The organism is Streptomyces sp. BR123 (assembly GCF_013401435.1).
In the GTDB taxonomy this organism is placed as follows: Bacteria; Actinomycetota; Actinomycetes; order Streptomycetales; family Streptomycetaceae; genus Streptomyces.
Window position 1 is genome coordinate 1 of record NZ_JACBGN010000003.1, and the last position, 20,931, is coordinate 20,931.

The 20,931-nt window shown below is 76.4% G+C and carries 17 protein-coding genes and 1 pseudogene; 12 read left to right on the forward strand and 6 right to left on the reverse strand.

What is annotated here, in order from left to right; translation table 11 throughout:
• Positions 1 to 371 precede the first annotated feature (371 nt).
• On the forward strand, positions 372 to 2,639 hold the full coding sequence (locus HYE82_RS00595) for an MMPL family transporter (RefSeq protein WP_179171883.1): 2,268 nt from the start codon (positions 372 to 374) through the stop codon (positions 2,637 to 2,639).
• Positions 2,640 to 3,340: 701 nt separating this feature from the next.
• On the opposite strand, the gene HYE82_RS00600 is transcribed toward HYE82_RS00595, so the two are convergent.
• Entirely contained in the window at positions 3,341 to 4,897 is a 1,557-nt protein-coding gene (locus HYE82_RS00600) for an IucA/IucC family protein (RefSeq protein WP_179171884.1), read from the reverse strand.
• Positions 4,898 to 5,024: 127 nt separating this feature from the next.
• Here HYE82_RS00600 and HYE82_RS00605 point away from each other — a divergent pair, with 127 nt between their 5' ends.
• From HYE82_RS00605 to HYE82_RS00620, 5 genes and pseudogenes are all read left to right on the forward strand, one after another.
• The gene (locus tag HYE82_RS00605) at positions 5,025 to 6,590 is read left to right on the forward strand and encodes an IucA/IucC family protein (RefSeq protein WP_179171937.1); all 1,566 of its coding nucleotides are present in this window, start codon (positions 5,025 to 5,027) and stop codon (positions 6,588 to 6,590) included.
• Positions 6,587 to 7,315, forward strand: a complete 729-nt coding sequence (locus HYE82_RS00610) for a class I SAM-dependent methyltransferase (protein ID WP_179171885.1) — start codon at positions 6,587 to 6,589, stop codon at positions 7,313 to 7,315. The genes HYE82_RS00605 and HYE82_RS00610 overlap by 4 nt, the downstream gene beginning before the upstream one ends.
• A gap of 96 nt (positions 7,316 to 7,411) precedes the next feature.
• Positions 7,412 to 7,927 (forward strand): annotated as a pseudogene (locus tag HYE82_RS39180) (FAD-binding protein); the annotation flags it as partial.
• Between the two features lie 41 nt (positions 7,928 to 7,968).
• On the forward strand, positions 7,969 to 9,027 hold the full coding sequence (locus tag HYE82_RS39185; protein WP_309144151.1) for a BBE domain-containing protein: 1,059 nt from the start codon (positions 7,969 to 7,971) through the stop codon (positions 9,025 to 9,027).
• A 20-nt stretch (positions 9,028 to 9,047) separates the two neighbouring features.
• A complete protein-coding gene (locus HYE82_RS00620; RefSeq protein ID WP_179171886.1) occupies positions 9,048 to 9,980 on the forward strand; it encodes a serine protease in 933 nt (310 codons plus the stop codon).
• Between the two features lie 307 nt (positions 9,981 to 10,287).
• Here the strand turns inward: HYE82_RS00620 and HYE82_RS00625 are convergent, their stop codons facing one another.
• Positions 10,288 to 10,872, reverse strand: a complete 585-nt coding sequence (locus HYE82_RS00625; protein ID WP_179171887.1) for an HXXEE domain-containing protein — start codon at positions 10,870 to 10,872, stop codon at positions 10,288 to 10,290.
• A gap of 154 nt (positions 10,873 to 11,026) precedes the next feature.
• Here HYE82_RS00625 and HYE82_RS00630 point away from each other — a divergent pair, with 154 nt between their 5' ends.
• The 3 genes from HYE82_RS00630 to HYE82_RS00640 all read left to right on the forward strand — a co-directional run bounded on the left by HYE82_RS00630 (position 11,027) and on the right by HYE82_RS00640 (position 14,678).
• Positions 11,027 to 12,505 carry a sensor histidine kinase gene (locus HYE82_RS00630; protein ID WP_179171888.1) on the forward strand — a complete coding sequence of 493 codons (1,479 nt, stop codon included), beginning with the start codon at positions 11,027 to 11,029 and terminating at the stop codon, positions 12,503 to 12,505.
• Positions 12,502 to 13,182, forward strand: a complete 681-nt coding sequence (locus HYE82_RS00635; protein WP_179171889.1) for a response regulator transcription factor — start codon at positions 12,502 to 12,504, stop codon at positions 13,180 to 13,182. The genes HYE82_RS00630 and HYE82_RS00635 overlap by 4 nt, the downstream gene beginning before the upstream one ends.
• Positions 13,183 to 13,466: 284 nt before the next feature.
• Complete coding sequence (locus tag HYE82_RS00640; protein WP_309144152.1) at positions 13,467 to 14,678, forward strand: acyltransferase; 1,212 nt, start codon at positions 13,467 to 13,469, stop codon at positions 14,676 to 14,678.
• Positions 14,679 to 14,778: 100 nt separating this feature from the next.
• On the opposite strand, the gene HYE82_RS00645 is transcribed toward HYE82_RS00640, so the two are convergent.
• Complete coding sequence (locus HYE82_RS00645) at positions 14,779 to 15,201, reverse strand: DUF350 domain-containing protein (RefSeq protein ID WP_179171890.1); 423 nt, start codon at positions 15,199 to 15,201, stop codon at positions 14,779 to 14,781.
• A gap of 198 nt (positions 15,202 to 15,399) precedes the next feature.
• Between HYE82_RS00645 and HYE82_RS00650 the strand changes: the two genes are divergently transcribed.
• The 3 genes from HYE82_RS00650 to HYE82_RS00660 all read left to right on the forward strand — a co-directional run bounded on the left by HYE82_RS00650 (position 15,400) and on the right by HYE82_RS00660 (position 18,461).
• Positions 15,400 to 17,301: an ABC transporter ATP-binding protein gene (locus HYE82_RS00650; protein ID WP_179171891.1), complete on the forward strand. Its 1,902-nt coding sequence runs from the start codon at positions 15,400 to 15,402 to the stop codon at positions 17,299 to 17,301.
• 83 nt (positions 17,302 to 17,384) lie between these two features.
• A complete protein-coding gene (locus HYE82_RS00655; RefSeq protein WP_179171892.1) occupies positions 17,385 to 17,768 on the forward strand; it encodes a VOC family protein in 384 nt (127 codons plus the stop codon).
• 195 nt (positions 17,769 to 17,963) lie between these two features.
• A complete protein-coding gene (locus HYE82_RS00660; RefSeq protein ID WP_256986803.1) occupies positions 17,964 to 18,461 on the forward strand; it encodes a gluconokinase in 498 nt (165 codons plus the stop codon).
• A 74-nt stretch (positions 18,462 to 18,535) separates the two neighbouring features.
• On the opposite strand, the gene HYE82_RS00665 is transcribed toward HYE82_RS00660, so the two are convergent.
• From HYE82_RS00665 to HYE82_RS00675, 3 genes are all read right to left on the reverse strand, one after another.
• A complete protein-coding gene (locus tag HYE82_RS00665; RefSeq protein WP_179171893.1) occupies positions 18,536 to 18,772 on the reverse strand; it encodes a hypothetical protein in 237 nt (78 codons plus the stop codon).
• Positions 18,769 to 19,632: a hypothetical protein gene (locus tag HYE82_RS00670; RefSeq protein ID WP_179171894.1), complete on the reverse strand. Its 864-nt coding sequence runs from the start codon at positions 19,630 to 19,632 to the stop codon at positions 18,769 to 18,771. The genes HYE82_RS00665 and HYE82_RS00670 overlap by 4 nt, the downstream gene beginning before the upstream one ends.
• Before the next feature lie 61 nt (positions 19,633 to 19,693).
• A complete protein-coding gene (locus tag HYE82_RS00675) occupies positions 19,694 to 20,896 on the reverse strand; it encodes a cytochrome P450 (protein ID WP_179171895.1) in 1,203 nt (400 codons plus the stop codon).
• Positions 20,897 to 20,931: the final 35 nt, after the last annotated feature.

A 20,931-nucleotide genomic window follows, 5' to 3' on the forward strand; every position in this document is an offset into this window, starting at 1 on the left:
GGCGAAGGCGGGGGCTGTGGCGGGACTGCCCGGTTGGTCGGTCCACGACGCCCCCGGGGAGTCGTGTGTGCTGTCGTGTCGCGTCGGCATGCCCGTGCGGTCCCCTCCTTCGTCACCGGCCCCGCCGGATGCCTCGCCCGGGCCGCGTACCGGTCCATTCTCGCAGCGCTCCCGCGCCTCGCCCCGGGCCCTGAGGAGGGGTCCCGACCAGGACCGCAGTCCTGGTCGCAGAGGTGCGCACCGGACCCGGATCCCGGTGGCGGATCCTCCTTCGCCCCGAGGTGCCGGGCCCTGCCGGGTGATGGGCTGAAGGGGCGCCGGGGCGGCAGCCCCGGCCGGACCATCCGCCACCGCACGCAAGGAGTCCCCCCTTGATCCGCGCCTTGACCGGCTTCGCGACCCGGAGTCCCTGGAAGGTCATCGCCCTCTGGGCGGTGCTCGGCATCGCCCTGTCCTTCCTCGGCCAGATCCTCGTCTTCCGCGCCACCCAGCCGAGCAACGCCGCGTTCCTGCCCGCGCAGTACGACTCGGCCGCCGCACTGAAGGCCGCCGAACGCCACTTCGGCGTCACCCCGGACACGAACCCGCTGACGGTGCTGGTCGCGCGTACCGACGGCGAACCGCTCACGGCCGACGACGAACGGCGCATCGACGCCGAGGCCGCGAGGCTCTCCCGGCGGCGGGTCGAGATGCCCGTGTCCCGGGACACCCCGCCCCTCTTCGCCCGGGACCACTCCCAGATCCCCCGGCTCGGCTCCGCGACGACGGCCCCCGACCGGTCCTTCCGGCTGCTGTCGGCCGAGTTGAAGGGCAATCCGACCGACCCCGGGCTGCAGGACACCTACCGGGCCTTCCGCGACCATGCGCGGGCCGCCTTCCGGGAGGCGGGGATGCGGACCGGCTTCACCGGCCCCCTGGCGGACAGCGTCGACGCGGGCGACGCGGAGGAGACCCGTTCGCTGGTGGCCGGGCTGGTCGTGGTCGGGGTGATCGTGCTGCTGCACGTGCTGGTCTTCCGCAGCGCCCTCGCCGCGCTGCTGCCGCTCCTCGCGGTCTCGGTCGTGGGCGGCGCGGCCGCGGGTGCGGTCGTCGTCGCCGCGCTGCTGACGGGCGTCGAACTCTCCCCGTCGACACCTGCGTTGATCAACGTGGTGCTCGTGGGCATCGGCATCGACTACTTCCTGTTCCTGCTGTTCCGCTTCCGCGAGCACCTGCGCGGCCACCCGGGGCAGTCCGGCCGGGCGGCGGCCGCCGCGGTCGCGGGCCGGGTCGGTACGGCGATCACCTCGGCGGCACTGACCATCGTGGCGGCGTTCGCGACGCTCGGGGTGGCCTCCTTCGGCCAGTTCCGGGTGCTGGGCCCGGCCGTCGCGGTCTCCGTGCTGGTGATGCTGCTGGGCAGTCTGACGCTGCTGCCGGCGCTCCTGGCCGTGTGCGGCCACCGGATGTTCTGGCCCTCGCGCACCCTGGAGCGGCAGCGCCGGGCCGGGGCGGCCGCACGGCTCGGCGCTCTCGCGGCCCGGCGCCCGCTGCTCCTGTTCTTCGCCTCCGCGGCCCTGCTCGGCGCGCTCGCCGCGGGGCTCGCCGGGATGCGGATGGACTACGGCCAGGGCGGGCCGGGCGGCGGGCACACCGCGTCCGCGCGTACGGCGGCCGAGATCGCCCGGGCCCTGCCCGCCGGGACGGCAGACCCGGCGACCGTGTTCGTCACCGCCGACGACGGGGGCCCGGTGGCAGTCGAGCGGCTGGACGGGCTCACCCGCGCGCTGGCCGGGGTGCGCGGGGTGGGCCACGTGGCCGCGCCCGTGTCGAGCGGGGACGGCCGGGCGGCGCGGATCGACCTGTTCCTGGCGATCGATCCGCAGCACCCGGAGGCCCGCGACCTCGTGTCCGGGCCGGTCCGGGACGCGGTGGCCGCGCACCGGCCCGCGGGTACCGAGGCGCATGTCGGGGGCACGGCCGCGGTGTTCGCCGACATCTCCGCCGCGGTGGAGGAGGACCTGCGGGTGGTCTTCCCGGTGGCGGCGGCTCTCATCGCGCTGATCCTGCTCCTGCTGCTGCGGAGCGTGCTCGCGCCGCTGGCCCTGATGGCCGCGGTCGGGCTGGGCTTCGCGGCAACCCTCGGCGCCGCCGCCTTCGTCTTCCAGCACGCACTGGGCCGGCCGGGTGTGGACTTCACCCTTCCGCTCGTCCTGTTCCTGTTCGTGGTCGCGCTGGGCACCGACTACAACATCCTGGTGGCGGACCGGATCCGGGAGGAGATGGAACGGCCCGGTCCGGCCCGGGCGGCGGTGGCACGCGCCGTCCTTCACACCGCACCGGCCATCGCGACGGCCGGCCTGGTGCTGGCCGTTTCCTTCGGGAGCCTTGCCGTGAACCCCGCCCCGTCGACCCGGCAGACCGGGTTCGCGACGGCCCTCGGGATCCTGCTCTCCGCTTTCGTGCTGTCGCTCCTGCTGGTACCGGCCCTGGCCGCGCTCCTGGGCAGGTCCCTGTGGTGGCCGGGTACCCCGGCCCCGGCCGCACCCGGCCACCGCACCGGAGGCCTCGGGGCCGGACCGGCCGCCGAGCCCGGGGCCGATCCGCGGTCCAAAGACGTCGGCAGCGGGCGGACGCGGCCGCGCTCCCCCCTCGGCTGACGCACAATCCGCCGGACGCGCCGTCCCGGTGGAGGGTCGGCCGGTCCAGGGTGGGGAAGGGGAGGTCCGTGACGGCGAGCAGCCGGCCGGAGTCGTCGTGCAGCGTGCGGCAGACGGTCGGACCGCAGGCCGGGGCGGCCCCGGGTGGCTGCTGCGGGTCATGATGCCGGTCTCGGCGCCGCGGCCCTGCTCGGCGGCCCGGTCGCGGTGGGCCGCCGGTTCGGGGATCTGCGCCACGGCACGGCGGGCAGAGGCGGTCACGGCGTGCTGCAGCGTCTGCCCCCGCCGCGCCGCTCGCGACGGTGGTGCACCAGGGTTCGCTCGCAGCCCCGCATGCCGAGGAGCGGGGCGAGCGCGGGCGGCCCGTCACCGGGCGAGCCGGCTCTGGGCGACCACGGCTCGTACGCCCCGTGCTCGGCACGGCCCCGTTCGGCCGCGGGCCGCGGACGGCGCGGGCAGGGCCGGCCTGGGCCGCGGCGTTCCGTCACGGCGACGCCGTCCTCGCGCAGCTGCCGCAGCGCGGCCCGGACCGTCTGCGATCCGCTGGTCCTTGGGGACGGCGGCCGGGCCGCCGCCCCGCGAAGGGAAGGGGACGGCACCTGCTCTGACGGAAGGGTCGAGGAGCGCGCCAACTGCCCACCCGGCGCGGCATCGGTCGAAGTCTGTCCCTTGGCGGATCCCCCCGCGCCCGCCCCGGCCCCCTAGCGCAACGGGTTCGGCAGCGGGATGTAGCGCGCGTCCGCGCCGTCCGCCCGCGTCCAGCGCAACAGCAGGTTCGTCTTGGCCGGAAGGGCTGGGGCCGCGAGCAGTTCCGCGACCTCCGGCAGGCCACGCTCGGCGTCGTAGCGCCGGAACTCCTCGCGCACCGCGGGCCACACCAGGCCGGCCGCTGCGGGGTGCGCCTCGGCGAGGGCCCCGCCCACCTCCGCCAGATGGTTGACGACCAGGCAGTAGACCAGGCGCTGCCAGGCGGCCTCCCGGTCCGGTTCCGGCAGCAGCTTCACGCCCTCCGCGTCACGGAAGAGGGCCTGCACCGGCATGCCCTGCCCGTCGAACGCGACCAGGGTGTTCTGGAGGTGGGCCTCGAGCACGGCCCCGTGCCGGGCGAACAGCTCCAGCACGGGCGGCACGACCCGGCGCAGGTACGCCCGCCACCAGCCGGCCGCATCACCGGTCCGGGCGAGCGGGCTGTCGGCGTACCCCTCGGCGAGGGCGGCGGCGAGCACGGGCACGGCGCCGGGCACCGTGTGCGCCCGCAGCCCGTCACGGACCAGCACCGCGAGCTCCTCGAAGGCGAAGGCGGCGGTGCGGTAGCCGCGGTCGGCGAGCCAGGCCGCGTTCGACCCGGTGTGCTGCCGCAGGGCGGCGAAGCCCGCCTCGACGGCCGCGTCCGTCCGGCGGAGTTTCAGCAGGTCGTGCCGCCACAGCCGGCGCACGTCGTTGGTGATCCGGACGTCGAGGCTGAACTTCGCGAAGAGGTCGTCGGCCGCACCGCCCCCGGCCCCGGCCCCGCCCCCGGGCACGTACAGGGTCCGGACCGAGGCGGTGGGCCAGGCGGCCCGCCGCCCCCGGCCGAGGTTCAGCAGCCGCCCGTCGGCGAAGGCCGCGCGGACCGCGGGGGAGCCGTCGAGCAGCTCCAGCTGCCACGGGTGGGCGGGCAGGAGGCGGTAGCCGGCGGGCGGGCGCGGGCCGTCCTGCAGTGCGGCCAGGGCGTCGATGGCGTCGGCCGCGGCCGGCCCGCCCTCCTCCACCACCTGGTCCTCGCGCAGCCCGAGGAAGACCAGCGGGAAGCGGGCGTGGGCCTCCGGCGCGTACGGCAGCCAGCTGGCGGCGGGCGCACCGCCCCGGGCCTTGGGAGCGGGGTGGTGCGGGTGACCCATCACGAGGGCCTGCTCGGACAGGACGTACGGGTCCTCGGGCGGTTCGGCGGCGGACCGGGCGGCGAGCAGGGCGGCGATGGCCTCGCGGCTGTCGGCCATCTCGACCGGGAGTTCGTCGTTCGGTGTGCCCGTGTAGCGGAGCAGTTCGTCGGCGACGAGTTTCACCAGCTCGGTGTGGGTGAGCGGGTACCAGCCTCCGCCCGTCCCCAGTTCGGGGTCGGCGGGCCGGCGGCCGGGCCGCACCCGCAGCAGGCGGCCGCTGCCGCGCAACCGGTGCACGCCTCCGCCCTCCGGGTCGGCCGCCTCCCGCAGCAGGCAGTTGAGCAGGGGGGCGGCGGCGCGTGCGTCGGCGACGGCGTTGAGGTCCACGGATTCCATTCGGTCCATCCCATGCGCCGGAGGCCCGCTGGGCGGACGACCGGCCGTGATCATCAGTATCCGCGATGATGACGTGATCACCGCAACCATCCGTGAGAGCGAGAGGAACAGGGCCCTGCACCCCAGCATGAACCTCCCCCACTCCCCGGCCGAAGAGGCCGTATCCGCCGAACTGGCCGACGTACGCCCCGCACTCGGTGCCCCGTACGAGTCCGCCCTCGGCGGCGCCCGGGCCGCGGTGCTGACCCGGCTGTGGCGGGCGCTGGCGTACGAACCTCTGCCGTGGGTGGTGCGCCGCGAGCGGGGCTCCGGCGGCCTGGCCCTGCTGCTGTCCGACGGCAGGCGGCTGGAGGGACCGCCGCCGGACCCCTACGCCACCGGCGGGCACGTGGCCGAGCTGCTCCTCGACGGCACCCCGTACCGGCAGGCCGGGCGGCTGATGGCGGCCCTGCGGGTGCCGCACGGGGACGCGTTCGCCGCCGAGCTCGACGGCAGCACCGCCTCCCTCGCCCTGTCGCGGGCGGGGCAGCCCCCCGCCGGGGAGCCCGAGCCGGAGTCCGCCTGGGAATGGGAGCAGCGGGTGGTCGACGGGCACCCGTACCACCCGAACTGCCGCTCCCGCCCCGGGTTCTCGGTGGCCGAGCAGCTGGCGTACGCCCCCGAGCACCGGCCGGTCGTCCGGCTCGGGCTGGTGCCCGTACGGGTCGAGGAGTGCCTGGTCACGGGCGCCTGGCCGGCGGAGCTGCGGGAAGGGGGCCGGATCCTGCTGCCCGTGCATCCCTGGCAGGCGCAGCACGTCCTGAAAAAGACGGGCCGGGGGCCGGAGGCGCTGCGTCCGGCCGGGGCGGCCCATCCGCTGATGGCGCTGCGCACCCTCGCCCCGGCGGCGGGCGGCGCGCACGTCAAGACGGCTCTGAGCACCCGGCTGACCTCCTCCGTACGGGACATCTCGGGCTATTCGATCGAGACGGCGTCGGTGGTGTCCGCCTTCGCGCAGGCACTGGCAGGGCGGCTGGACGGGCGGCTGCACATCACCCGCACCCTGGGGGCCGCGACGGCGCACAGCCCGGACCTGGCCGCGGTGCTGCGCGAACCGCCGGAGGCGTACGCGGACGCGGCGGCGGGCGAGCGGGTCGTGCCGGTGGCGGCGCTGGCCGGCGCGCCGTTCGCCCGTTCGGCGGACTGGCAGGCCGCGTTCGCCCGGCTCGCGCTCTCCGTGTGCCTGCGGGTGCTGGACCTCGGGGTGGCGTTGGAGGCCCACGGACAGAACCTCCTCGTGGTCCTCTCCGCCGACGGCACCCCGCTGCGGCTCGTCTACCGGGATCTGGCCGACATCCGGATCAGCCCGGCCCGCCTCGCCCGGCACGGCCTGCCGGTACCGCCGGTGTCCGGGCGGCTGGTCACCGACGACGTGACGGTGCTGCGGCGCAAGCTGTTCGGCTCCCTCCTGGCCGGGGCCCTGGGGTCCACGGCGGGCTCGGCGGCGGCCTTCGCGGAGGTCCTCGGGCGGTCGGCGGACGGGCTGGAGCCCACCGCCGACACGGGCGCGCTGCTGGGCGCTCCGCTGCCGGTCAAGGCGCTGACCCTGATGCGGCTGAGCCCGGGGATCCCGGGTGACCGGTGGACCGGCCTGGACAACCCGCTGATCGGGGGTGAGCCGGGCGGGCGCGCGGGCTACTCTCCGGGGACATGAGCGAGACCTCGTACCTGAGCTCCGTACGGGCGTCCTACGACGCCGTCGCCGTCGACTACGCCCGGCTGTTCGGGTCGGATCTGGAGGGCAGACCGCTCGACCGGGCCATGTTGGCGGCCTTCGCCGAGTGCGTGCGGGGCGAGGGGGGCGGCGGGCCGGCCGGCCGGGTGGTCGCGGACCTGGGCTGCGGTCCGGGCCGGATAACGGCCCACCTGGACGCGCTCGGCCTGCGGGCCTTCGGGGTGGACCTGTCGCCGGCGATGGTGGCGGTGGCCCGTCGCACCTATCCGGGCCTGCGGTTCGAGGTCGGCTCGATGGGCGCGCTGGATGTCGCGGACGGCGTGCTCGACGGGGTCCTGGCCTGGTACTCCACCGTGCACACCCCGCCGGCCGGACTGGCGCCGCTGTTCGCGGAGTTCGCGCGGGTGCTCGCGCCGGGCGGCCATCTGCTCGTCGCGTTCAAGGCGGGCGACCGGCGGTTCCGCGTGGAGGAGGCGTACGGGCACCGGGTGGACCTGGACGTGTACTGGACGCCGCCGGACGTGATCGCCGGCCTGCTCGCCGACGCCGGGATGGCCGAGGTGGCCCGTCTGGTGCGGCGGCCCGGCCCCCGCGAGAGGGGCCCGCAGGGCTTCCTGCTGGCCCGCCGGGCCGACGACGGGGAACGGCATGCCCCGGAGGCGGAACCCGGAGCGGTCCGGCAGGGGGCGGCTCCGGGGCACTGACGGCCCGCCGGACGGCCGTCGGCCGTTCGGGGGGCAGCGGGGCGGCGGCGGGCCCGCCTGCACGTCGATCGGCGCGGGCGGTGGGAGGAAGGAGGCATGAGCCTCCACCGACGCCGGCTCCTGGCCGGCGCACCCCTGGCCGTCCTCGCGGCCTTCGGCTCGGCGGCCGGGTCGGGCGCGGGGCCCGCCGCCGGGGCGGGCGCCGGGGCGGGCGCCGGTCCGGGCAGCGTGTCGGCCGCCCGTCCGGGCGCCGGCGCCGGCGGGCCCGCCCGGGGCCCCGACTACGGGGCGCTCGCCCGCGGCGTCGACGGGCGGGTCGTCCTGCCGGGCGACCCCGCCTACGCGGAGGCCCGGCAGCTGTTCCAGCCGCGCTACGACACCGTCGCCCCGGCCGCCGTGGCCTATCCGGCGCACGCCGGGGACGTGGCCGTCTGCCTGGACTTCGCCCGCCGTTCGGCGGTGCCCGTCGTCCCGCGCTCCGGCGGCCACAGCTACGCCGGCTGGTCCACCCGCGCGGGCGGGCTCGTCGTCGACGTCAGCGCCATGGACGCGGTGGCCCTGTCGGGGACCGGGGTGCGGATCGGCGCGGGTGCCCGCCTCGGCGACGTCAACCGGACCCTCGCCGCACACGGCCGCGGCATCCCGACCGGCCTGTGCCCCACGGTGGGGACGCCGGTCTCACCCTGGGCGGTGGGCTGGGCCTCGCCTCCCGGGCGTACGGGGCCACCTGCGACCGGCTCACCGGCGCGACCGCGGTCACCCCGGACGGGGTCGTCCGGGAGGTCGACGCCGTCCGGGACCCGGACCTGTTCTGGGCGCTGCGCGGGGGCGGGGGCGGCAACTTCGCCGTGGTCACCGAACTCCGCTTCGACACCCACCCGGCCGCGGACTGCGCCTACGCCGAACTCCACTGGTCCGGCACCGACGCCGACTCCGCAGCCGTGATCCGCGGCTGGCAGCGCTGGACGGCCGCCCTGCCCGAACCGTTCTGGAGCCAGGTGGAGTTCCTCCTTCCGCCCGGTCCGCCGCCCCCGCCCGCCGTCCGCGTGCTCTGCCTGGACGGGCGCGCCGAGCTCGACCGGCAGCTGACCCGGCTGGCCGACCTGGTCGGCCGCCCGCCCCGCGACTCCTGGACCGTCGTCCGCGGCCACGAGGAGACCCTGCGGGCCATGTCCGGCTGTACGGAGCGGACCGCCGCCCAGTGCCGGCTGCCCGGCACGCTGCCCGGCCGCGGCACGGAAGGCCGGATCGGCCGGGACTCGTACGGCGCCCGCTCGGACTTCTGGCCGGCCGCGGGGCTCCCGGACGCCGGGGTGGCCGCGGTCCTCGCCCGGATGCGCCGGTACGCGCAGGACGTGCCCGCCGGCGGGATGGGCGTCGTGCAGTTCACCGGGGACTGCGGCGGCGCCGTGAACCGGCCGGCGCCCGCCGACACCGCGTTCGTGCACCGCGACAGCGCCTTCCTGACCCAGTACCTGGCCTACTGGCCGGACACCGCCACGCCCGCCGAGACGGCCCGGCACCTGGCCTGGCTCGACGCCCTCTGGCAGGACCTGCGTCCCTGGGCGACCGGGCGCGCGTACCAGAACTACACCGATCCGAAGCTGCCCGACTGGCGCACGGCCTACTACGGGCCGAACCTCGCCCGCCTCGAAGAGGTGCGGCGCGCCCACGACCCGGGGCGGCTGTTCCGTTTCCCCCAGGCCGTCTAGCGGAGCCCGAGGAGCCCGACATGCGACGACTGTTGACGGTGGCGGCGTTGGCGGCCGCCCTGCTGCTGCCGAGCGGGCCGCTGCCCGTCGCCGAGGCGGGCAGCGGCCCGCCTGCGACGACCGGCCGGTGGTCCGCCCGGGAGGCGGAGGCGTTCTGGACGGCCGACCGGATGGCGTCCGCCGCCCCCGTCAACACGAGCGGCCCCGGCGCGCCGGCCGCGGCCGCCGACCCGGGAACCGGCAAGGACTTCGACGGGATCCCGGTCGTCGGCCGGATGTTCGTCATGAAGGGCGGCGGCGCGTACTTCTGCACCGCCAGCGTGGTCTCCTCCCCCGGCCGCAACCTGGTCCTCAGCGCGGCGCACTGCCTGCTCGGCACCGATGCCCGACAGGTGGCGTTCGTCCCGCTGTACACGGCGGAGAACCCGCAGCCGTACGGCATGTTCCCGGTGCTTCGGGACGCGCAGGGACGGTCGAGGGTGTGGATCGACCCGCGCTACAAGAGCCTCGGGTCGGACAGGGCGGCCACCCTCGACTTCGCGTTCGCCCAGGTCGGGCCGGACGCCGACGGGTTCCCGGTGGAGGAGGTGGTCGGCGGGAACCGGCTGGCCACCGACGCGGGCTACGCGCACGCGCAGGTGACGCTGATCGGCTACCCGGCGTCCGCGGCCCGGCCGCGGCTGTGCGTGAACCGGACGACGAAGTTCACCAGCACCGATCCGGGCATCCCCGGGTCGTTCCTGCGGATCGACTGCACCGGCTACCCGGGCGGGACCAGCGGCGGCCCGTTCCTGACCCACTACGACGAGAAGACCGAGACGGGGAACGTGGTCGGGGTCATCGGTGGCTGGAAGACCGGCGGGGACACGGCGGACACCTCGTACAGCTCCTACTTCGGAGCCGACGTCAGGAAGTTGTACCAGAAGGCCGTTGCGGAGGCAGCGGTGGGATGACCAGCCGCACCCAGGCGGTCAGCGGGTTCGGCGGGGGCGAGGGCGAACCGGCGGCGCAGGTCGGCGAGGGCGGCGTGGACCGGTGCGAGGATGCCCCGGCGGTCGGGCGGAGGCACGCCGGCGCGTGCGCGGCGGGCTCGCCCGTGCCGGCGGCGTCCTCGGCCCGGGCGGAGGCACGCCGGCGCGTGCGCGGCGGGCTCGCCGGTGCTGGCGGCGTCCTCGGCCGCCGTACGGCTCCACCCGCCGGGCCGCGCGGAGCGCCGGGGGGCGGCGGCGCCGCAGGGGTCGCACCGCCCACCGGCGCCGGTCACACGGCCGGCCCGGTACGGCGCAGGATCCGCCGGGCGGCGGCTTGCGCGCCCGCCGCCGTGGCGGCGGCGAGGGCCAGACCGAGCGCCGCGTCGCGCGGCCTCGTCGGCCGCAGCACCCCGGCGCGCCGGAGCCGGCCGCGGGCCCAGACGGTGAACGGCACCACGAGCAGCGGCGAGGTGGCCACGCCGGGGGTGTAACCGCGGGTGGCGGCGGCCTGGGCGACGTGGACCAGGCCGTGCAGGCCGAAGGCGTTCAGGGAGGCCTGGTAGAAGGCGGACCGTCCGCCGGTGCGGTAACCGTCGGCGGCGGCCGCGCCCACGACGACGGCCGCGACGGCGACCGCGGTGGCGAACTCCCGGCCGTCCACCGACCCGAGGCGGTCCCACACCCGGTCGGGCACCCGGGGGTGGCGTGCGCGCAGGACGGGGACCCGGTCGCGGGACCAGCGCCCGATCGTCGCGATCTCCTCCGTGTCGTGCAGGGCCCAGGCGGCGAACAGGCCGAGCGTGGCGGCGGCGGTGACGCCGGCCGCAGCGGCGGCCGGCGCGTGGGGCGTGACGGTGGTTCCGGGTGCACTCATGGGCCACAGTCTGCAAGATCGGCAGCGGCGACAGGGTCGATATTCGGCCGAACTCCCTTTGTCCGGCGGTGTGGTGCGGGTCGGGTCGGCCTGCGGTCCCGCGTCCGGGCCCGGCCCGGAGCGCGCGGCGCGCGGCGCATACGCTGGGCGGACCATGAGCGATCGTGATGAGCCCCGCCGCCGTTCCCGGTTCCGCCGGGGCCCCCGTAGGCACGAGCCTGCCGTCACCACGCGGGCGGACACGGCCCTGTCCGCGGCCGGTGCCACAGCACCCGTTCCCGCCCCGGCCGCGGCCCCGGCCGCCGCGTCGCGGGGCCCGCGGTCGTCGGCGCGGCTCGGCAGGCTGCTGCGCTCCCCCGCCGGGCCGGGGGAGCCCCTGTTCGCGCAAGCCCCGAAGGCCTGGCTGCGGCTGCTGCCCTTCGCCGTCACCGCGGCGTGCGTGGCATCCCTCCTGCCGGTCACGGTCGTGGTGCTGACCGACACGTACGGGGCCGGCGGCGGCTGGGCGGGGGCGCTGGGCGTGGCGCAGACCGTACCGCTGCTGCTGGCCGTGACCCGGCCGGTGCGGGCCTGGGCGATCGTGCTGGCCGCGGACACGGTGGGGGCGCTGGTGGTGCTCGGGTCCGAGAGCCCTGCGTGGCCCGCCTGGCCGTGGACCCCGATGGGCATCGTCGGCTACTCGGTGGTGATGGTGTGTCTGGGGCTCCGCGAGCCCGTCCGAACGCTGATCGGGGTCTGGTTGGCGACGGGTGCGGCCGGGGTGGTGCTGGGGTTCTTCCACCCGGTCGTGGCGACGGACACCGCCGTCCTCCTCTTCGTCCTGAGCGGTGCCCTGCTCGCGGTGACGGGATCCCTGCGCGGCCTCGGCGACGCCCAGCAGCGGATCGCCGAGCAGGAGAGCATCAGCGAGGCGGAGCGGGCCCGGCGCACGCTGCTGGAGGAACGGGCCAGGATCGCCCGGGAGTTGCATGACGTGGTGGCCCACCACATGTCGGTGATCACCGTGCAGGCGGACTCCGCGCCGTACCGGCTGCCGGGCATGGCGGAACCGGTGCGCGAGGAGTTCGCGGCGATCGCGGCGAGCGCGCGGGAGTCACTGGGCGAGATGCGGCGGCTGCTGACCGTCCTGCGCAGCGACCGGGCGACCGGAGCGAGCGCGAGCGGAGCGGCCGGATCCGACGGCGGACCGGGCGGCGGGGACGGTGCCGATCGGGCCCCGCAGCCCGGCATCGGCCGCATCCAGCAGCTCGTCGAGGCCACCGTACGGGCGGGACAGCCGGTGGAGTTGTCGCTGGCCGCCGGGGCGGACAAGGCGGCGCCGCCGGCCGTGGACCTGTCGGCGTACCGGATCGTGCAGGAGGCCCTCGCGAACGTGGTGCGGCACGCCCCCGGGGCGCGGGCCCGCGTCTCGGTGACGCACGACGCGCAGGAGGTCCTCGTCCTCGTCGTCAACGGGCCCGGGCAGGACGGCGCGCCGGTGCTGGAGACCGCGGGCACCGGGCACGGCCTGGTGGGGATGCGGGAGCGCGTACGGTTGACGGGCGGGACGCTGGACACCGGTCCGCTGCCCGGCGGCGGCTTCCGGGTCGCCGCCCGCCTGCCCCTGAACCGACCGAACGAGGAAGCCAGTTGACCATCCGAGTGATCGTCGTCGACGACCAGGCCATGGTGCGTGCGGGGTTCGCCGCGCTGCTGTCGGCGCAAGCCGACATCGATGTGGTGGGCGAGGCCCCCGACGGGCGGCAGGGGGTGGCCCTGGCCCGGTCCGTCCACCCCGACGTGGTGCTGATGGACGTGCGGATGCCGGAGCTGGACGGGCTGAGCGCGGCCCGGGAGATACTCGACCCGCCGCCCGGGGTCCTGCACCGGCCGAAGGTGCTGATGCTGACCACCTTCGACATCGACGACTACGTGTACGAGGCGCTGCGCGCCGGCGCGTCCGGGTTCCTGCTGAAGGACGCCCCGCCGGCCGACCTGATCTCGGCCGTCCGGGTCGTGGCGGCGGGCGAGGCGCTGCTGGCCCCCTCGGTGACGCGGCGTCTGATCGCGGACTTCGTGCATCGGCGGCCGGCGCCTCGCCGGGACCCGGCGCTCCGGCTGAACGGGCTGACCCCGCGCGAGAGCGAGGTGCTGGAGCTGATCGCGCGCGGGCTGTCGAACCAGGAGATCGCCGGGCACCTGGTGGTCGCCGAGCAGACGGTGAAGACGCACATCGGGAGGGTGCTGGCCAAGCTGGACCTCCGCGACCGGGCGCAGGCCGTCGTCTTCGCGTACGAGGCCGGAGTGGTGCGGCCGGGCGACGGCGGCTGACCTCCTCCGCCCCGGCCTTCCCGCGAGGTCGGGGCTGCTCCTCCTCCACCCCCTACCGGGGTATGAAGTCCGGTTTGGCTCCCCGGTCCGACGTAACGGCGGGCACCTCCTTCCTACCTTCCTCGGCGTCACGAGGAGAGGAGAAGGGGAATGCACCGCTTCGGAAGGACCCGGGCCACTGCCGCGCCGGCGGTCGCCGTGGCCGCGGGGACCGCCGGACGGGCTGCCGGGGACAGCGGGCAGGCGCCGGCGGCGTTCGCCGCGATCGCGAAGCGAGGGACCCGGTGAGCGCGGCGGCGGCGCTGCGGCGGACGACCGAGCGCATCGAGCGGCGGACGCCCGCCCACCGGGACCGGGCGGTCGACGGGCTGCGGGCCCTCGCCCTGCTGGCCGTACCGACCGGACACTGGCTGCTCGGCGGCTTCACCCTCGACTCCGAGGGCGGCCTGCACAACGCCAGCCCGCTCTCCGCGCTCCCCGTGCTCGCGCCGGCGAGCTGGGTGCTGCAGATGCTCGGCATCTTCTTCCTGGTCGGCGGCTACGCCTCGGTGCTGTCGTACCGCCGGCGCGAAGGGTCTGCGGGGGCCTGGCTGCGGGGCCGGTTCGCCCGGTTGGGGCGGCCGGTGCTCGGGGTCGCGGCGGTGTGGGCGCTGGGCGCGCCGCTCCTGTACGCGGCCGGGGTTCCCGAGGCCACGCTGCGGACCGCGGCGACGCTGGTCATCCAGCCGCTGTGGTTCGTCGGGGTGTACCTGGTGGTGACCGCACTGACCCCGTACTGCGTGCGGGCCGCCCGGCGGCTCGGCGGGTGGGCGGCGGCCCCGCTGCTCGCCTCGGTGGCGGTGGTGGACTTCCTGCGGTACGGGCCGTTCGCCGGGCAGGTGCCGTCCTGGCTGGCGGTGCTGAACATCCTGCCGGGCTGGCTGTTCGCCTACCAGCTCGGGGTGTCGTGGGGCGAGCGGCGGATCGGACGGCGCGGGGCCTGGCTGCTGCTGGGGGGCGGGGGCGTGCTGTTCGCGGTGCTGCTCACGGTGTTCCACTACCCGGCGTCGATGGTCGGTGTACCGGGGGCGGAGCGGACCAACTCGCACCCGCCGTCGCTGCTGGTGCTCGCGCTGGCCGCGGCGCAATCGGGGGCGGCAGTGCTGCTGCGGGACCGGCTGGCGCGGCTGCTGGCGCGGCCGGCGCTGTGGGCGCCGGTGGTGGTGGTCAACCTGTGCGCGATGACGATCCTGTGCTGGCACCAGACGGCCATGCTGGCGGCGGCCGTTCCCGGCTCGTTCGCGGGCGAGGTGACGGGGCTGACGACCGCTCCGGACAGCCCGGTCTGGATCGCGGCACGGCTGCTGTGGCTGCCGGTGTTCGCGGTGCTGCTGGTGGCGATCGCCCGGTATGCACGGCGGTTCGAGGAGCCGTGGACGGGGGCGACGGCGGCGCGGCGGACGGCGGCCGGGCTGCTGGCAGCGGGGTACGCGGTGTTCGCGCTGGGCCTGGCCTGATCCCGCTGTGACGACGAGAGCGCCGCTCCCTTCAGGGGGCGGCGCTCTCGTGTCGGCGAAGGGGCCCTCGGGCGGGCCGCTGTTGCCTGCGGTCGGCGGGTCAGGCGATCGAGGCCGCGACGATGGCGGCCACCGCCACGTTGCAGCAGGCCGTCACCCAGACCGCCGGGTGCGGCTCCGGGTCGACCACTATGGCGCCGAGCTTGCCCGGGGTCACCCAGTCCAGCACCAGGAAGGCCAGCGCCATCAGGACCAGGCCGAGGATGCCGAAAGCCGCCGTGGACAGCAGGCCCTTGCCGAAGTCTTCGTACGTCGTCCAGATCGAGGTGAACACGATCCCGCCGACGCCGAGGAGGGCAGAGCTCAGCGTGATGGCCGCGTTGCGGTTGCGCTCCTCCCAGATCTGCTTCGGGAGCTTCCCGGGGGTCAGCACGTCCACCAGGACGATCCCGAGGATCAGCAGCACCAGGCCCAGGGCGCCGTAGGCGCCGGTGCGGCCAAGTCCGTTGACGATGTCGCTCATTGTGAAGCCTGTCTTCGCGGGGGTGGAAGGGACCCGGTGGGAGGGGCCGGGAGTGGCCGAATCTATCGCACTGCCCGGCGGCGGACCATGGGGAGGTCGGGAATGGGCAAAGGCCACGGGCGGGCGGCGGAGTTCGCCGGTTCGCCCCACGGCCCGCCCCTTGACCTCAAGATTGGTCGAGGTTCTAGCGTTCCCCTCATGGACATGGAAGTCACCGCCTGGACCTCCCTGCGCAGCGCGATCGACGCCCAGCAGGACCGCCGCCCCGTCTCCCGGGCGAGCCTGCGCCGCATCGCCGCGTTCGCCCGCCCGCACCGCCGCGGGCTGACCCTGTTCCTCCTCCTGAGCGTCGTGACCGCGCTGCTCGCGGTCGCCACCCCCGTCCTCGCCAGCCGGGTCGTCACCGCGATCGTCGACGGCCGGGAGTCCTCCACCGTCGTCCGGTTGGCCCTGCTCATCGCGCTCATCGCGGTCGCGGAGGCCGGACTCGGGCTGCTGACCCGCAAACTGTCGGCCACCCTCGGCGAGGGCCTGATCCTGGACCTGCGGACGGCGGTCTTCGACCACGTGCAGCGGATGCCGGTCGCCTTCTTCACCCGGACCCGGACCGGCGCCCTGGTCAGCAGGCTCAACAACGACGTCATCGGAGCCCAGCGAGCGTTCAGCAACACCCTGTCCGGGGTGGCCGCCAACACCGTGACCCTGCTGCTGACGCTGGCCGTCATGCTGGGCATCTCCTGGCAGATCACCCTCCTCGCCCTGCTGCTCCTGCCGGTGTTCGTGGTCCCGGCCCGCCGGATGGGGGCGCGGATGGCCGCGCTGCAGCGGGAGGCGTCCGCCCTCAACGCCGCCATGGGCACCCAGATGACCGAGCGCTTCTCCGCGCCCGGCGCCACCCTGGTCAAGCTGTTCGGGCGGCCGGCCGACGAGTCCGCCGAGTTCGCGGTCCGGGCGGGCCGGGTGCGCGACATCGGCATCCGCACGGCGATGGCGCAGTCGGCGTTCATCACCGCGCTCACCCTGGTCTCGGCCCTCGCCCTCGCCCTGGTCTACGGGCTCGGCGGCTACTATGCGCTGCGCGGCACCCTGGACGCGGGGAGCGTCGTCGCCCTGGCCCTGCTGCTCACCCGGCTGTACGCCCCGCTGACCGCGCTGGCCGGCGCCCGCGTGGAAGTGATGAGCGCCCTCGTGAGCTTCGAACGCGTCTTCGAGATCCTCGACCTGAAGCCGCTCATCGCGCAGAAGCCCGACGCCCGGCGGGTCCCGGACGGGCCGGTCTCCGTCGAGTTCGACCGCGTCTCCTTCGGCTACCCCTCCCCCGACAAGGTCTCACTCGCCTCCCTGGAGGAGGTCGCGACCCTCGACGCCCGCGGCGGCGGCCGGGTCCTGCACGAGGTGTCGTTCCGGGCCGAGCCCGGCCGGATGATCGCCCTGGTCGGCTCCTCCGGCGCCGGGAAGTCCACCATCGCGCAACTGCTGCCCCGCCTGTACGACGCGGACGCGGGCGCGGTGCGCCTCGGCGGGGTCGACGTACGGGACCTCAGCGCCGAGTCGATCCGCGAGACCCTCGGCATGGTCACCCAGGACGGGCACCTCTTCCACGAGTCGGTACGGGCCAACCTGCTGCTGGCACGGCCCGAGGCGACCGAGGAGGATTTGTGGGAGGCGCTGCGCCGCTCGCGGCTGGACGGGCTGGTCGCCGCGCTCCCGGACGGCCTGGACACGGTGGTCGGCGAGCGCGGCTACCGCCTGTCCGGCGGGGAGCGGCAGCGGCTGACCATCGCACGGCTGCTGCTGGCCCGGCAGCGGGTGGTGATCCTGGACGAGGCCACCGCGCACCTGGACTCCACCTCCGAGGCGGCGGTGCAGGAGGCACTGGGCGAGGCCCTGGCGGGCCGCACCGCGGTGGTGATCGCGCACCGGCTGTCGACCGTGCAGGCGGCCGACCAGATCCTGGTGGTCGAGGACGGCCGGATCGTGGAGCGCGGCACGCACACCGGGCTGTTGGCCGCGGGCGGGCGGTACGAGGAGTTGTACCGGACCCAGTTCGCCCCGGCCGGAGCCTCGGCCGCCGCCGGGACGGCGCCGGCCGAGGCCTGAGGCGCGTGCCTGACGGCGGGCGTCGGCCGACGGCGGCATGATGCGGACAGGTACCGCACCGAACAGGCAACGTGGAGCAGCAGATGGACATCAAGCTGGAGCTGGTCGCCGTCCCCGTCACCGACGTCGACCGGGCCAAGGCCTTCTACGAGCAGGTCGGCTTCCGTGCCGACCACGACGTCACCGTCAGCGAGGAGATCCGCTTCGTGCAGCTGACCCCGCCCGGGTCGGCCTGCTCGATCGCCCTGGGCAAGGGGCTCACCCGGATGGCCCCCGGATCGCTGGACAACATGCAGGTCGTCGTGGCGGACATCGAGGAGGCGTACGCGGACCTGCAGGGGCGGGGGGTGGAAGTGAGCGAGATCGAGGACCTGCCCTGGGGTTCGTTCGTCCGTTTTTCGGACCCGGACGGCAACCGCTGGGCGGTGCAGCAGACCACCCCGCGCACGGCGGCCCCCGGCCGGTGAGCGGCCGGGCAGCAGGGGCCGCCCCACCGGAGAACGGGCCGCTGAAGGGCTCGTTCCGGTCGGTCGGCGGCGCGTGCGTGCCACGCCGGGAGACGAGTCCGGTGGCGTCCGGAACGCATGGGCTTGATCGGGATGGGGAGGTGGCGGGCGGTGGCAGGCCATGACGGCGGCAGCCGGCGCGTGAAGGTGGTCGTCATGGGAGTGACCGGGACGGGCAAGACGACCGTGGGCCGGCTGCTCGCGGACGCCCTCGGCGCCCCGTACACGGAAGGCGACGACCTCCACCCTCCGGCCAACGTCGCCAAGATGTCGGCCGGCATCCCGCTGGACGACGAGGACCGCCGGCCCTGGCTGGACGCGATCGCGGACCGGCTCCGCCGACTGCCGGCCGACCGGGGCGCCGTCGTGTCGTGCTCGGCGCTCAAGCGGGCCTACCGCGACCGGCTGCGCGCCGGCGCGCCCGACGCGGTGTTCGTCCACCTCACCGGCGAACGCGCGCTGATCGGGCGGCGGATGGCGGCGCGGACGGGGCACTTCATGCCCGCCGCCCTGCTGGACTCGCAGTTCGCCACGCTGGAGCCGCTCCAGGCGGACGAGTCCGGCGTCGCCGTGGATGTGGCCGGGACTCCCGAGGAGATCACCGAGCGGGCCCTCGCGGCCCTGGCCGCGCTGCCCTCCCCGCACGGCCCCTGACCCTGCCGGGCGGTCGGGGCGCGGCGGGGACCGGAGCCGCCCCGGCGCCGGGGTCGCCCGGCGGGCTCGGTCCCTCACCGGCCCTGGAGCCGGGCCACCGCGAGAGCGAGGCCGCTCGCCGCGGTCGCACAGCGCTCGGCCAGCGCCGCGACCTCGGCCCGGAAGGCGGCGGCGTGCGGGCTGTTCTGCCGCTCCAGTTCACCGGCGGCCGCGGCCAGCCGGTCGGCGTGGGCGCGCAGGGCCGCGCAGTGGGCGCGCAGTCCCTCCACCGGGTCCGGCCGGGACGGCCGCAGCCGCGGGGCCGCCTTCACCGGGCGCGCCAGGGCTGGACGAGCAGGAGGCCGCCGGCGCCGAGGAGCCCCATGGTGTGGACACAGCCGCGGTGCCCGGCGGACGGCGGTGGTGCGGGGGCGGTCCCGGGGTCCCGGCCCGCCTTCCGCCCGGCTCCGCGGCCCGGGGCACGGCGGCCCTGGGTGCGGCCGTGGGCGCCGTCGCGGTGCAGGAAGGCCCGGACGGCGGCGCCCAGGCCGAGGAGCGGCTCGGCGGTGGCAGCCCGGCCGGTCGCCACCTGCCACCCGGCGTGGTCGTTGAACGGATTCGCGTCGGTCAGGGCACGCCAGGCGAACACATCGGCGAAGGCCGGGGCCAGCACGGTGAAGGCGTGCTCGGGGCCCTGCTCCCGCACCGCCCGGCGGAACACGCGGGCGGCCGCGGCCTGCCGGTCCTCGTCCACGGCCCGCAGCAGCGCCGCCCCGTCGGGGTCGGCCATCAGCTCGGGGCGGTCGATGCCGGCCGCCCGGATCCGGGCCTTGAGCCCGCACACGGCGAGGCTCACGGCCAGGCTCTCGCGGCCGGTGAGGATCCCGGCGAGCCAGCCGGCCCGTGCGACGCCCCTGCCGCGCGGGGCCCAGCCCAGGCCCGCCGGATCGGTGAGGGTGCGCAGCAGGGCGCGGCGGGCGAGCCGGCTGCGGCCGCCGCGGCTCCGGTCGGCGGGAGGGTCGGTGGTGCGGCCGGGGTCGGCTGCCGGGAATCGGGGGCCGAGGGCCAGTGCGGAGGCGTAGCGGGCGGCCTCCGCGACGGCGTCGGCGGCCTCGGCGAGTTCGCGGGACACGGAGCCCAGCAGATCGGCGTCCGGGTCGGTGGACACGGAGGAGGTCGCGGCGTCGGACATGGAGATCCTCGCGGGATGTGAGGGGAAGGACAGAGGCGGGTGCGCCGTCGGCGACGGTGCGTCAGCGGCGGGTGAGGGTCAGCCGGATGGCGCGCGGGTCCAGGACCGCGGGCAGCGGACCCGGCGGGTCCAGCACCGGCCGGGTGCCCGTGATCCGGCAGCGGCGCAGCACCTCGGCGCACAGCCCGGCGGTCACCAGCAGTCCCAGCCGGCTGCCCGGGCAGCTGCCGGGGCCGTGGCCGAAGGGGGACATCCGGATGTCCTCGGCCGCACCGGGCGTTTTCCAGCGGCCCGGGACGAAGACGTGCGCGGCGGGCACGTGTGCGGGATCGCGCTGGAGGAAGTGGACGGGCAGCAGCACGCGGGTGCCGGCCGGATACCGCACCCCGCGCCACTCGGTCTCGGTCCGGGTGACGCGGACCAGGTCGGGCACCGCCGGGTACAGCCGCAGCGACTCCCGGACACAGGCGTCCAGCCGGGCGAGGCCCTCCGGCGCGGCGCACCCGGCGGCCTCCGCGGCCGCCGCCTCCTGCTCGGCAGGATGGGCGCCGAGCAGCAGCAGGGTGCGCAGGACGGTCGCGGGGACGGTGTCCATGGCCCGCAGCCAGGGTTGGAGGGGGTCGGCGGGATCGGCGTACGGGGTGGGCCCGGCCGGGGCGTGCCCCGCGGCGGGGGCTGCGTGCTCGGCCCGGCCGCGGCGGCGCAGCAGGCCGAGCAGGCCGGCGCATCCGCGGTCTCCCGGCCCGCCGAAGGGGGCGGGTACGGGTACGGCGCCCCGCTCGGCGGACACGATCCGCCGGGCGGCGCGGGCCACGGCCTGGCGGACGCGGACCAGTTCGAGGGTGGTGGCCGCGGCCAGTTGCCGGGCCTCCTCGGCGATCACGCTGTGCAGCGCCCCGCCGGAGCACAGCACGGGCTCGGCGGCGGCGCGTCCCGCCCCGGCCGGCGCACCCGCCGCGCCGACCGGTTCGGCGGCCTGTTCGGCGTAGAACTGGCGCAGTTCGCGGGGGTCCAGCAGGACGAGCACGGTGCCCGACAGGCCGCGCACGGGGACGGGCGCCCCGCCGTGGCGGGCTCGCAGCTCCCGCAGGGTCTCCGCGGAGAACGCCGGGCGGGCGCCGGGGACGCTGCGGACGAGGAAGGGGATCGCCCGGGTGGCGGCGAACCGCACGGACTCGGCGCGCCCGGCGCGTTCCGTCGGCCCGCGTCTGCCCCGCGTGACGGCCGCCCGGGTCGCCCCGCCTGGGGCGGCGTAGTGGAGCATGCGCATCCGGTACCTCCGCACAGCCGGGAACCAGC

Coding starts and splice junctions, on each gene's coding strand:
- HYE82_RS00670 (WP_179171894.1), bottom strand. CDS start 19,632: ATGTCCGACGCCGCGACCTCCTCCGTGTCCACCGACCCGGACGCCGAT.
- HYE82_RS00605 (WP_179171937.1), top strand. CDS start 5,025: ATGAACCTCCCCCACTCCCCGGCCGAAGAGGCCGTATCCGCCGAACTG.
- HYE82_RS00620 (WP_179171886.1), top strand. CDS start 9,048: ATGCGACGACTGTTGACGGTGGCGGCGTTGGCGGCCGCCCTGCTGCTG.
- HYE82_RS00655 (WP_179171892.1), top strand. CDS start 17,385: ATGGACATCAAGCTGGAGCTGGTCGCCGTCCCCGTCACCGACGTCGAC.
- HYE82_RS00650 (WP_179171891.1), top strand. CDS start 15,400: ATGGACATGGAAGTCACCGCCTGGACCTCCCTGCGCAGCGCGATCGAC.
- HYE82_RS00630 (WP_179171888.1), top strand. CDS start 11,027: ATGAGCGATCGTGATGAGCCCCGCCGCCGTTCCCGGTTCCGCCGGGGC.
- HYE82_RS00600 (WP_179171884.1), bottom strand. CDS start 4,897: ATGGAATCCGTGGACCTCAACGCCGTCGCCGACGCACGCGCCGCCGCC.
- HYE82_RS00610 (WP_179171885.1), top strand. CDS start 6,587: ATGAGCGAGACCTCGTACCTGAGCTCCGTACGGGCGTCCTACGACGCC.
- HYE82_RS00645 (WP_179171890.1), bottom strand. CDS start 15,201: ATGAGCGACATCGTCAACGGACTTGGCCGCACCGGCGCCTACGGCGCC.
- HYE82_RS00675 (WP_179171895.1), bottom strand. CDS start 20,896: ATGCTCCACTACGCCGCCCCAGGCGGGGCGACCCGGGCGGCCGTCACG.
- HYE82_RS00625 (WP_179171887.1), bottom strand. CDS start 10,872: ATGAGTGCACCCGGAACCACCGTCACGCCCCACGCGCCGGCCGCCGCT.
- HYE82_RS00660 (WP_256986803.1), top strand. CDS start 17,964: ATGGGAGTGACCGGGACGGGCAAGACGACCGTGGGCCGGCTGCTCGCG.